Raw genomic sequence first — 12,592 nt, 5'->3', positions numbered from 1 at the left:
ATAATAAAAGTGGTATAATCCGCGCGTTTTTGTTGGTTATATCGGCTAAAAAACACTTTTGGAGGGAAATATGGTTAATATCAACGATGTTTGCGATTATATAATTGTAAAACTGACTGAAGCTGGTGACACTCCTTCTGTATTAAAAATTCAAAAGCTTCTTTACTACGTGCAATCTTGGCACCTAGCGATCAACAAAACGGCTCTATTCAATAGTAAGTTTCAGGCTTGGATTCATGGCCCTGTAAACAGAGAAATCTATAACCGCTTCGTAAATACTAAATTTATGTATTCAAGTGTTGGTATGTCAGATTTACTTGGCGGGCAGGATAAGTTGAGTGAGGAAGATAAACTTTCTATAGACGACGTTTTAGATGTTTATGCAAAGTTTACAGGAAGCCAGCTGGAAGAAATGACCCATAAAGAAGATCCTTGGCTAAATGCGCGGGGCTCACTTACTCCTTGTGAGAGATGTGAAACTGAAATCAATGAAAAGGACATGCAGCAGTTTTACGCTAGCCGTCTTTAGGAAGTTCAATGGCAAGGATAAAGCCTGTTTTAGACGCTTCTTCTCCTGAACCGCGTCCCCAACCCAAAGTTTCCAGAGTGAGTGACGAAAAGTTTTGGACTTTTAGTTTCCGTTTCTTTAGACAAATTGAATTTTTTGGCTTGGATGGAGCTAATATTAGCGCAACTTGGTTTTCTTCTTTATTTGCTCGCTTTCAGGACTTATCAGACAAAAAACTATCAGAATTTTTAGCTGATAATGCTACGCAAGGAACATCTGGGTATAGATTCCATCAAATTAACTGGAGACAAAAAAACATTCCAGTTCAACGGGCGGATATAAACTGGCTACCAAAAGAATACCTTAATAACGACGTAGAATATCCATTTTTTCAGTTTCAAATCTCAAAAAGTAATGGTCGTATAATTGGTTTCTTTGATGAAAATTGGAATTTTAATATACTACTTCTTGACCCATTACATAACATGCAACCGTCTAAGTCACACGGATATTCTGTAGATCCTTGTAGTCCCTTGGCATGTGAGTATACAAGTTTAAATGCAAAATTTGATTCATTAAATGGCGCTGAGTGTGACAGCGAAAATTGTGGATATAAAGCTCAACTCAATTCTTGGGAACAAACTCAATTTTATTCACAAAATGTCATTTTACATTTTCTTGAAAGCGATATGGCTCTGGCTGCTCAGCAGCACATCGACAATAGTAAAGTTGATAGCTTCACTGACATCTTTGAATCAGGAATAGTTTACCTAAACGAGCAGTAGTAAAAATTAAAGACATTCATTTAGTTGCTTGTCTAATTAGGTATTATAAATAGCTACTGTTTTATTATGAAAACCCAGATCTACAGTAATTAGGGGTTATGTAAACAGGGGCGGATAAAATCTCACATCGTGTTCTTTGCTTGCAAGTTCAGTATCGTTCACCAACGACATATGCATTACTGTAAGATATAGGTTATTTCAGTTGATGCCTTTCAATATTAATTCACTTTCCATCCTTGTTTCTAAGTAGAGCTAACTTAGGTGCCTAGAGGAAAAATCCTACTTTCTAACCTTATTTGAACACGCATAAAAACGGATACTGATTTTTAAAGAAAAGTGATCAACGCTCACTTTCCAACTTAGTTAACAGATGACACCTGTTAAAGATAAAAAGGCGCTTAATGCGCCTTTTTTTGTACCTCAAATCCTGTTAGATTAAATAACACACTATTTTCTAAAGGATTAGTAATGCGTTTATTAACCGCTGTTTTTATATGTAGTTTATTTATATTTTATTCTAGTAGCACACTTGCAGAGCCTGATTTAAAACAGCAAACCATTAGCTATACGCAACAAACACATACTATTAATTCAGCAGTTTTAAATGAGCAACGTACCGTTGTAGTCCAGCTTCCAAAGAGTTATCAAGCTAATCCAAACAAAGTTTATCCGGTCATTTATCGTCTTGATGGTGCGGATAACATACCGCTTATAAGTGCTGTGATGGAGCGATTACAAAATGATAATCGTGCGCCTGAAGTTATTATTGTCGCTATTGAAAATACCAATCGCTTAAGAGATTTATACCCCACAGTTAATAAAGAGCCACAAGGTCCAGTAGGTGAAGGCGGTGGTGCAGTAAAGTTTTTAGCATTTATTGAGCAAGAGCTTATGCCCTTAATTAATAAAAGTTACCGTTCGCACAACTTTAATGTAATTGCTGGGGCTTCTGCGGCAGGCGTGTTTGCACTTTATACAATGCAAGCTAACCAAGATCTTTTCCAAGCACACATTGCTTACAGCCCTGCGGTTTGGTGGAACTATGGCGCACCGGTAAAAGCAACTAAGGCGTTTATCAATAAATCAAAAGACCTAAATAACTATGTTTACATTAATATAGGCGAAGAAGCTGGCTTAATGCGTGAGCGATATAATGAACTTCAGCAAGCTTTAGAATCTAATAGCTTGCCAAATTTACGCTTCTTTAGTGACGCGTTTGATGGTGTCTCGCATAACCTGACTTCGGTTGCTGGTTCATTTAATGCCTATCACAACTTATTTTTACCTAAGCAAATGCCTATGAGTGCTTTAAGCGATGATATAGAGTCTATTGATGTTTATTATAAAAAGTTATCTCAGCAATGGGGCGAGCAGATTGCGCCACCGGATCGCGCTGTTAGATCACTCGGTTATAACTTAACGGGCAGCAAGCAATTTACCCGTGCTATTGAAGTGTTTAAGTACAATATAAAAAACCACCCAAAATCAGTCGATGCGTTTTCAGCCTTATCTTATGGCTATGAAATGCAAGGCGATACTCGCCAAGCGCTTGAACAGATGGAGTCTGCTTTAGCCATTACAAATGACTCATATCCTTATATAAATTATTTAAGAGAAACAAAAGCTAGGTTACAAGCAGAACTTAGCAAGAACTAATAATATTGCTAACTTAGTTGTTGGCTTTTTATGAAAGCCTCTTTAAGTTTGGAGTGCTCACGGTGACAGTCAAAATTCCTCGAAGCTTGTAGCTCGACGCTCGCAGCCATTACTTAAACCACATTAAAATCACTAATCCCTACTTAATAAGCGCTAAATACGCTAAAATTACAGGCTACTTTTTTAGCAATGAGCCCGTAATATTCATGACCTCAGCAACAAGCCCTAGCACCTTTAACGATCTTGGCCTTATTCCAGAGCTACAAGCTCGTTTAACCGATTTGGAATATAACCAACCTACGCCAATTCAAGCTAAGGCGATTCCAAGTGTACTGGCTGGTAGCGATTTAATTGCAGGGGCAAATACTGGCTCAGGTAAAACAGCGACGTTTGCTTTACCAATGCTACAAAAGTTATTTTTAGAGCAAGGCGTTAAAAAAGCAGCGAGCAAAGGTAATTTTGTCACTGGGCTTATTTTGGTACCTACGCGCGAGCTTGCAACGCAGATGGCCGATAGTGTTAAATCGTACTCTGCCAACTTTAATGGCGCGATTAAAACCGTAGCTGTGTTTGGTGGTGTGTCGGTTAATACACAAATGCAGGCTCTACGCGGCGGCGCCGATATTATCGTGGCAACACCAGGGCGTTTGCTCGATTTAATCTCAAGCAATGCTATTAAGCTCGATAAAGTAACTACCTTAGTGCTTGATGAAGCCGACCGCATGCTAAGCCTTGGCTTTACCGAAGAGCTTGCCGAGCTGTTAGCGCTTATGCCTGCTAAAAAACAAACTATGTTGTTTTCAGCAACCTTCCCAGAGCAAGTCACACAATTAACGCAAGAGCTGTTAACCAACCCAGTTGAAATACAAGTTCAAAGTAAAGACGAAAGCACGCTTGTACAGCGCGTATTTACAGTTAATAAAGGCGAAAAAACTACGGTTTTAGCGCATTTAATTAAAGCGCATAAATGGCGCCAAGCGCTTATTTTTGTAAACGCTAAAAAAGACTCTGAGCACTTAGCAGGTAAGCTTGAAAAGCGTGGTATTAACGCACAGGTATTTCATGGTGATAAAGGCCAAAGTGAGCGTACTCGCGTAATAGAAAAATTTAAAGCGGGCGAAATAGAAGTACTTATTGCCACCGATATAGCAGCCCGTGGTTTAGATATTGCCAAACTGCCTGTTGTTATTAACTTTAACTTACCGCGCAGCCCCGCTGATTATATGCACCGTATTGGCCGAAGCGGCCGTGCCGGTGAAGTTGGCCTAGCGTTATCGTTAATTGATTACGAAGACTTTCATCACTTTAAAATAATCGAAAAGAAAAACAAACTGCGTTTAGAGCGTGAAGAAGTAACCGGTTTTGCGGTAAACCAAGCAAATCTTGATGCAGCACAATCACTTAAAAATGAAAAGCCAATGGCAAAGCCCGCCGGCACAGGTAAGAAAAAGAAAAAAAATAAAGCCGACGTTGAAGATGTGTGGAGTGGTTGGAGAAAAAGATAAGCTTTAGTACATATAAGTCATTAAACTCTAATTATTAAAAACCCTGCAAATTTGCAGGGTTTTTTTATTAGCTAATATTGCTATACAGCATATTAAAACTTAGACGGAGCTGGTGGCACCACTAAGGGTTGCTTAGGATTTTCTTTAAGCTCCTTTAATAACTCTTGTACAGCACGCTCTATCGATGGATCTTGGCCTTTATAAATAAGCTCTGGGCGATCAACCACTTTAATATCAGGAGCAACGCCTTCGTTTTCTATAATCCAGTTACCTTGGGTATCTAAAATACGGAATGTAGCAGCAATTACTTGCCCGCCATCTACAAGAGCAGGGTTGCCAGAAATACCAATTAAGCCACCCCACGTACGTGTACCAATTAGCTTACCTAAACCCGCTTGGCGAAAGTAGTAAGGAATTGCGTCGCCGCCTGAGCTTGAATAGCCGTTTATTAGCATTGCTTTAGGACCGTCGTGTGCAAACTGTGGCGTTTTAGTCGGCTCGGTGCCTCGGCGTTTCCAATAGTTAAGTGGTTTACGTGCAAGCCAGGTGATCATATGCTCAGGAATATAGCCACCGCCATTGTAACGGTCATCAATAATCATGGCGTCTTTGGTGGTTTGCGGCATGTAATTTTTAAACATGGCGCGGTTACCTTCATACGCTGTATTTGGCAGGTGTACGTAGCCAATACGCCCATTTGATAGCTTATTTACGTAGGCTGCACGCGAGTTAACCCAATCTAAATAACGTAGGCCTTGCTCACTGGCTACAGGTTTTACTGTTACTTGCCACGCGCCTTTGCTACGCGGTTTACTGTTTAGCACCAGCTCCACTTGCTCGCCTTGGGTGTTTTCAAGGAGTTCGTAAAAGTTAGCCACGTCTTTAACCGAGCGGCCATTTACCGCAATTATGTAATCGCCGTTATGTGCTTTTACGCCTGTAGTGCCTAGCGGAGAGCGGAAATCGTCATGCCAGTTTTCACCTTTAAAGATTTGCTCTATTTTTACATAACCCGATGGATCGCTTGCAAGCTTAGCGCCTAATAAACCGTGGTTTTTACGCTCGGCTTTTGGCATATCGCCCGATTGCACGTAAATATGGCCTGAGTTAATTTCGCCAGCAATTTCGCTAAGTACGTAATCAAGGTCGCTACGGTGGCTAATAGCATCAGCCATAGGTTGGTATTTAGCTAAAATAGCATCCCAATCTTGACCGTGGTGGTTTTCGTCGTAGAACCAGTCACGCAATGTGCGCCAGCCTTCTACGTACATTTGTTGCCACTCAGCTTGCGGGTTGATTTTAAGCGTCATTTTGCTTAAATCGAGCTTGTTGGCGTCTAAGTCTTGCTTGGGTTTAGGCTCAATCAAGCTGTAACCGCCGCTTGTATGTACAAGCAGGTGCTCGCTATTGCTCGATATAGTGTAATTACTAACGCCTTTAGCCACGGTTTCTAGCTCGCTATCGTGTTCGGTGCCTATAAGTTGTAATCCGCCATTGGCAAGTGTCAGTACGCCGTCTTTTACTGCGGTTAAGCCACGGTAATCGCCCGCAGGGGCATTAAGCGCGGTAACACGCTGCATAAAGTCGCTGCTTTGCAGTGCGTTTTTAACTTTTTTGTCGTCTTCTTTTTCGTCTTCTTTATCTTTTACAATCGTGGTTTCGTCACTTTGTAAGGCAATAAGCGGTTTAACACTGTCGTTTACTGCAGCCGCATAAATACGGGTGGCGCGGTTAAACATGTAGTCAAACTCGTAGCTGCTAAACGCAAGGTTAAAGTCGCGCTCAGAGCTAAAGTAAAGGTATTGGCCATCTGGCGAAAAAGTTGGGTTTTGCTCGTTACTCATTTCGTCTGTTAGGCGCGTTACCTTTTCTTTTTTAAGGTTGTAGTGCCACAGTGAGGCATAACGGTTTTCGTTATTTTTAACATACACAATGTCTTGGCTGTTAGGCGACCACATATATTGAGTAATGCCGTCTTCGTCGTAAATGCCGGTATCAATTTTGTGTTGCTTGCCCGATTTTGCATCTAACCACCACAGTGTGTGGTTTTTATCTGCAAATAATAATTTTGAGCTATCAGCTGACCAAATAGGCGTAAAGCGCCAAATAGTGCCATTACTAGTGAGTTGTTTAATGGCATTATTTTTACTGCGATCTTTTAAGTAAATTTCGTACTCGCCGCTTTCATCGCTCATGTAAGCAATGTAACGCCCATTTGGCGACCAACTTGCGTCTATTTCACGGCTCTTATCTGTGTACGATAAGTTACGCGTAGGGCCTTGTTTAACAGGTACACTAAATAGCTCGCCACGGGCTGTAAATACAGCACGTTTGCCATCGTGAGAAATCGACATAGAATCAATAAAGTCGCTTACATTTTTGCTGTACGGCATAGCGTATTGGCGCACACCTGCAATGTTAATGCTCAGCTTAGTGCTTTTTTGTGTTTTTGCGTCAAAGCGATATAAGTAACCGCCGTTTTCGTAAACAACTGCATTAGGGCCTGCTGAGGGCCAAAGTACGTCAAAGTTTTTAAAGTTGGTGAGCTTTTTAGGCTCACTGCCTTTGCGATATTGGTAAAGGTTTAGTGTGTAATCACGATCAGATACAAAATAAATATTGTCGCCAACCCAGGTAGGTTGTTGGTCGGTTGCACGGTTAGTAGTAAGTTGCTCTGAGGTGTTATTTTCTAAATCGTAAATCCATACATCTTGCGCGCGCCCGCCACGGGTGCGTTTCCAGGTACGAAACTCACGGTCAATAGGCGTATAAACATACTTGCTACCATCTGGGGAGAGCATACCGCCGCCTGTTTCTGGAATAGCTAAAGGTTGCTCAAGGCCACCGTCTGCAGGGACCATATAAGGGCGACCCATACGTTTACCCCATGGTGTGCGGTTTGCTCTAAACACCACATTTTTACCATCGGCGGTCCAATCTAAAACGCGGTAATCAAAACCACCACGCGGCGGCATTGGGCCAACATCGTTGTAGTATGTAAGCTGCTTAAGGCCTGAACCATCGCTGTTAATTACATAAACTTGGCGGCTNCTGCCGTTATACTCAGCCGAAAACGCAATGCGCTTACCATCAGGAGAAAATTTAGGAAAGGTTTCAAAACCAATGTGGTCGGTTAAACGTTTGCTTTCGCCGGTTTGTGTATTAGCAATATAAATATCGCCGCTGTAAACAAAGGTCACGTTTTGGTTATGAATATCAGGAAAGCGTAGTAAGCGAGTGTCTTTAGTTTCATAGGCCGATACGCTCGGTGCAATAACCGCAGCCAAGGCAAGAGCCAATGTTGTTAATTTTTTCATGGGATTACATCCTATATTAATAGCTGTTACATCATAACAATAAGGTTATAAATAGCGATGCACTTGCGATAAAAGGTCTGTTACAAAATGTGAATAAAAAAAGGTTGGCATTAAAACGCCAACCTTCAAGGGAGTACTCTTTTTAAAGAGTGAAATTAGTGGTCGTGATCGTTGTCTTCTTCCTCTTGCGCAATACCAAGCCAAGTAATTGCACTAGGAGCAAAAGTAAGCTCAACCTCACTTTCAATTTCTAAGTCTTCAAGGTGTACTTGCACAACGTGCTGAGCAATAGGGTCCGCTACATAAGCAAACTGACCATTTTGCGCCACTGTCATGCTAAAGCTCATGCCCTCTGGCATGGTTGATACATCTTGCTCGGTAATATCAACTTGGCCTTCAAGCTCCCAATGCATTTCGCCATCATGGTCGTGTGCGCTAAATACATTTAAAAAACCTAAGCTGTCTAATATTAAAAAGTGCTCGCCATGGGCAGAAAAAGAGTACGACACAGCATTTGCGCCATCGGCTAGTTGCCATTCTAGTTCTTCCATTTGTGCTGTTGCTGGGTTAATAGTTACAATTACGGCTTCGCCGCCACCATGGCCAGATGCTACGCCAATAAAGGTCTCGCTATCTTGGTGGCCATAAATACTACCAATGCGTAAATCGCCAACGGCTGCAATGTTCGCTATTTTTTCAGCTTCGTATTCATCATCGTGCTGGTGGGCTAATAACACACCATCGCTACAACCAAATGCCACGTAGTCGTGGTTTTGTGCCGCGCCGTGTAAATCAGGGCACGTAAGGTCTAAGGTTTGTTCTAGCTCATATTCACCATCATGAAAATGATAAACACCTACTTGGTCTGGCAGTACTTTAGCAACCGATGTGCTTTCGCTGTCATCACGGCGAAGTGTTGATAATAAATGCTCACCGCGAGGCTCTGCTACACCGTGCATATTAATATCGTAGCTAATACCCGGTAGCGTTGCTGTTGCGCTGGTTATGTCGTTATCTGTTAATACTTCAACAGAGGCAACCGTGCCTGATTCTGCATCACCATCATAAAAAACAGCTAATTGGCCGTCATGTTTTACAAGGTGAGTAGGGCGGCTGCCACTTGTTAGCTCATAACTGCTAGCCGCTGGGCTTTGCTCGTAGTCGTGTAAATGCTCGCCATGGTCTTCACGCCATAAACCACCATCAATAAAGCCTAAGTAATCTTGTGCGCGGCTTGCAATAACGGCATAACGAAAATCAGGTGATGACGATAGCGTGTTTGAATCATTCGTCAGGGTAAATGTTTCAAGTAAAGCGTTGTCATCTAGGTCATAAAAGCTGGCTTCGTTGCTATCGCCTGCAAGCACAGCTAATCTGCCCAATGAATCAATTGTGTAGCCATCATCATGGTCGTGATCATCATCGTCATGATCGTGCTCGTCTTCTACAACAATAGGGTCTTTTTCTACAATATTGGTCTGGGCATCGCCACAGGCTGTAATAAATGTAGTGCTAATAGCCAGTGCAATAAGCTTTAATTTGTATAGTTTTTTCATGTTTATTTCCTTTAATTATAATTTTTTAATGCTTAAAAATAACCGCGAATGCCTAGCGCAAAGCTACGTCCTGGACGTGGTGCTATATCTTTTACAAACGAGCTGTGCACGCGTGCTTCTGTATCTGTTAAGTTGGTGCCTCGCAGGTACACAGACATATCTTGGTTTAATACTGAAAGGTCGTAAGAGATGCTTGCATCAACCAATGTGTAGCCGTCAGTTGCTGTTTCTTGTGGGGCTGTGCGGTCTTGCTTTTGATAGCGAGTAACGTGAATATGCGCACTGAGTTTATCTGTTTGGTAGCTTAGTTCGCTGCCAAAACGAAGCGGTGGAGTACGGGGTAAATCGCCGCCGTCTTTTAGGCGTGCACGAACGTAATCTGAGAATAAATCTACTTTAAATTCATCGGTTAATTGCCACGCAATGTGCGCTTCAAACCCGTGTAAAATTACGTCGTCTGTTTTAAATAAATAAACCGGCAGTTCTGATGAATGGTCGTGTTCGTCAGCCTCTTCTTCTTCATCGCCATGGTCGTGGCCACTTTCGGCGAATAAACCAGTGTCTATTTGGTAATAGTAATTATCTACTTGGTTGTAAAAGGCATTTAAAATAAAGCCAACATCACCTTGGGTTTTACGTAGTGTTAAATCGATATTATTGGCTGTTTCTAGGTCAATTGTTTGACTAGATAAACCTAAATGGCCGTCTTCATCTAAATCAAATAGTGCGCCTACTTCGTAGGTACCAGTACCAATGTGTGGCCCAAACGATAACAATTCAGAAGCAGAAGGCGCACGTTCAGAGCGCGATACAGAAAGTCCTAAATTATAGTTAGGTGTAAAATCCCACACTACGCCTGCAGATAAACTGATTGGCGTAAATTCGTGCTCTACGTCAAATACACGAGTGGTTTCTGCGCTTTCTTCGTGGTCGTGATCATGCTCGTCGGCTTCTTGCGCCTCATCGTGTGCATGAGCGTCAATATTTGGCAGTAATACGTCGCCTGCTTCAATTGTTACACGCTCAATACGCCCACCTAGCTGCACTAAAAAATCACCAAAGTGCCTTTCTTCCATTAGCGCTACAGCAAAGCTTTCGGTTTCTGATGGAGGAGTAAAGGCCTCTTCACCTTGTGCTTCAACATCGCTTTGTTTGTAATGAAAGCTAATGCCGCCATTCCACTCGTTAAATTGGTTATGTAGTAGGTCTATACGAAATTCGTTTGTTTCGTTTTTAAATGTGGTGCCTACAGCGCCACCTTCAATTTCAGCGTGTTCGTAGTCGGTGTGGCCAACGCGAAGGTTTACTTTGTTTAGCCATTTATTATCTAGGTTGTACTCACCTAATAATTGCACTTTAGTTTGCTCTAAATCAGCAAATACGCTTTCTTCTTCGTCGCTGTGCTCTTCCTCTTCTTCCTCGCCGTGCGTATGGCCCGGAATACCGTATTGACGATTAAATTGCTCTACTGCTAAGCCAATAAATCCGTTATCCATTAAATAGCTAGCGCCAACAGTAAAACCGTCAGACTCTTCATTACTGTTTTCAACAGTGTAATCGCCGCGATGCTCTTCACCGTCGCTATCTATCTCANCTTCACGCCAAAATGCATCGGCGTAAAAAGCCACCGAGTCTGTGCCTGTGGTGGCATTAAACGAGGCTACTTTTTGGTTATCTACTGAGTTATGTTCTAGGTTCCACTCGCCGCGTGTTGTGCTGTCGGTTGGTACGCGGTTATCTACCACATTTACTACGCCACCAATGGCGCCACTGCCATAAAACAGTGTTGCAGGGCCGCGCAATACTTCAATTTGTTGTGCGGTAGACGCTTCTGATGCAACAGAATGATCGGGGCCAACGCGCGACACATCACTTACATCAAGGCCATTTTGAGTAATAAGTACACGCGGGCCGCTTAAACCACGAATAATTGGTGTACTGGCTACCTTCCCGTGAAAGTTAGTATTAACGCCTGGAAGTTTTTCAAGGCTGTCGCCAAGGGTTGCAGCTTGTTGTCGTCTTAGTTGTTCGCCAGATAAAACACTAACAGGCGACGCAGATTCCATTGCCGACATATGAATAGGGGTCGCTTCAATATCAATAACTTCAATAGGCGAGCGCTTTAAATTAAACGTAACCGATTGGTTTTCATCATTCGTTATTGTTATATCGCGATGAAGGTGAGCATAACCTGGCGCCACAACATGAAGCTCTTTTAAGCCATTGTTTAGCTCTGCTATTACAAATTTACCGTTTTCATTGGTGGTTACTTTAAGGTCTGAGCCTTCAACTTCTACTGTTGCATTGGTAACTACTTTACCTTTGTTGTTTAAAACAACGCCCTCTATTGTGGATGCAAGCACACTTGCAGGTAATAGAGCTGCTATGAGCACAGCTAATTGTGATCTACGTTTCATTTGACTACCTTGTTAGATGTTATATTATATCAATTATGCGAGAAATGTTATAATGTATCAATAGTAATTAACTGTTGTTACTAAAATGTCTCTTTAAAAGTAACGCTTTTGAGTAGAGGCACTAATTTAGTAGAGGAAATAATGAAGTCGAGTCAAAGTGTTATGGATCGTATGGCGATTGGGTTATCGTTAATGTGTACAGTGCATTGTTTTGCAACCCCGGTTATTTTAGCGCTATTGCCAAGCTTTGCTGTACTGCAAATAGATGGTGAACAATTTCATTTATGGATTCTTGCGGCGGTATTGCCCACCAGTTTATTAGCATTGAGCCTAGGCTGTAAAAAGCATAAACGTTTACGTTATATGGCCTGTGGCGTTATTGGGCTAGCCTTTATGATATGTGCTGTATTACTAGGGCATGAGGTTGCCGAAAAAGCGTTTACTTTAATTGGGTCGGCGTTTATTGCTGCGGCTCATTGGTTTAATTACCAACAATGCCTTAAACATAATGACGAAAAGTGCCCGTGTTCAAGCACTGAATCTGATCAGGCAGCTTAGCGTTATCAGTGCTACAAACAGCTAACATGTAGCACTGCCTTTCAATATTTAACTTTGTTTTTTAATAGCCTAAAGCTAAAAGTGAGTTAAAGTAGTCATTCAATATCGATTATTACGCTTGGCTTAGGTTAGGGCGTGCTGATCTTTGCGGATTGAAATTTGTTCAATCTAGGGGCGATTAAATCGCGGCGCGAGGTTTGCAACCTAGTGGGCTAAGTAAAAACCGAGTAAAGCTTCCGCGTCCTGCTCACGCCCCTTACCTACATCCATGTAGGCAACAAAGAGTTTAT

8 protein-coding genes are annotated in these 12,592 nt (G+C 42.0%); 5 read left to right on the top strand and 3 right to left on the bottom strand.

Annotated features, from left to right (window positions below):
- Nucleotides 1-70 precede the first annotated feature (70 nt).
- The 4 genes from L650_RS0104610 to L650_RS0104595 all read left to right on the top strand — a co-directional run bounded on the left by L650_RS0104610 (nt 71) and on the right by L650_RS0104595 (nt 4,454).
- Complete coding sequence (locus L650_RS0104610; protein WP_029772355.1) at nt 71-529, top strand: Panacea domain-containing protein; 459 nt, start codon at nt 71-73, stop codon at nt 527-529.
- An 8-nt stretch (nt 530-537) separates the two neighbouring features.
- Complete coding sequence (locus L650_RS0104605) at nt 538-1,293, top strand: hypothetical protein (RefSeq protein WP_029772354.1); 756 nt, start codon at nt 538-540, stop codon at nt 1,291-1,293.
- Between the two features lie 468 nt (nt 1,294-1,761).
- Nucleotides 1,762-2,949, top strand: a complete 1,188-nt coding sequence (locus tag L650_RS0104600) for an alpha/beta hydrolase-fold protein (RefSeq protein ID WP_029772353.1) — start codon at nt 1,762-1,764, stop codon at nt 2,947-2,949.
- Between the two features lie 206 nt (nt 2,950-3,155).
- Nucleotides 3,156-4,454, top strand: coding sequence for a DEAD/DEAH box helicase (locus tag L650_RS0104595; protein WP_029772352.1), 1,299 nt, complete (start codon nt 3,156-3,158; stop codon nt 4,452-4,454).
- A 92-nt stretch (nt 4,455-4,546) separates the two neighbouring features.
- Here L650_RS0104595 and L650_RS0104590 read toward each other — a convergent pair whose 3' ends face one another.
- The 3 genes from L650_RS0104590 to L650_RS0104580 all read right to left on the bottom strand — a co-directional run bounded on the left by L650_RS0104590 (nt 4,547) and on the right by L650_RS0104580 (nt 11,744).
- The gene (locus L650_RS0104590) at nt 4,547-7,771 is read right to left on the bottom strand and encodes a S41 family peptidase (RefSeq protein ID WP_029772351.1); all 3,225 of its coding nucleotides are present in this window, start codon (nt 7,769-7,771) and stop codon (nt 4,547-4,549) included.
- A 155-nt stretch (nt 7,772-7,926) separates the two neighbouring features.
- On the bottom strand, nt 7,927-9,327 hold the full coding sequence (locus L650_RS0104585) for a hypothetical protein (RefSeq protein WP_029772350.1): 1,401 nt from the start codon (nt 9,325-9,327) through the stop codon (nt 7,927-7,929).
- Between the two features lie 32 nt (nt 9,328-9,359).
- Nucleotides 9,360-11,744: a TonB-dependent receptor gene (locus tag L650_RS0104580; RefSeq protein ID WP_029772349.1), complete on the bottom strand. Its 2,385-nt coding sequence runs from the start codon at nt 11,742-11,744 to the stop codon at nt 9,360-9,362.
- 141 nt (nt 11,745-11,885) lie between these two features.
- On the opposite strand from L650_RS0104580, the gene L650_RS0104575 reads away from it, so the two are divergent.
- Nucleotides 11,886-12,302, top strand: a complete 417-nt coding sequence (locus L650_RS0104575) for a MerC domain-containing protein (RefSeq protein WP_029772348.1) — start codon at nt 11,886-11,888, stop codon at nt 12,300-12,302.
- The last annotated feature ends 290 nt before the right edge of the window (nt 12,303-12,592 follow it).

The sequence above is a fragment of the Pseudoalteromonas sp. TB51 genome (genome assembly GCF_000498055.1).
In the GTDB taxonomy this organism is placed as follows: domain Bacteria; phylum Pseudomonadota; class Gammaproteobacteria; order Enterobacterales; family Alteromonadaceae; genus Pseudoalteromonas; species Pseudoalteromonas atlantica.
The sequence above is the reverse complement of the archived record's forward strand: the minus strand, read 5'-3'. Positions and strand labels throughout refer to the sequence as shown.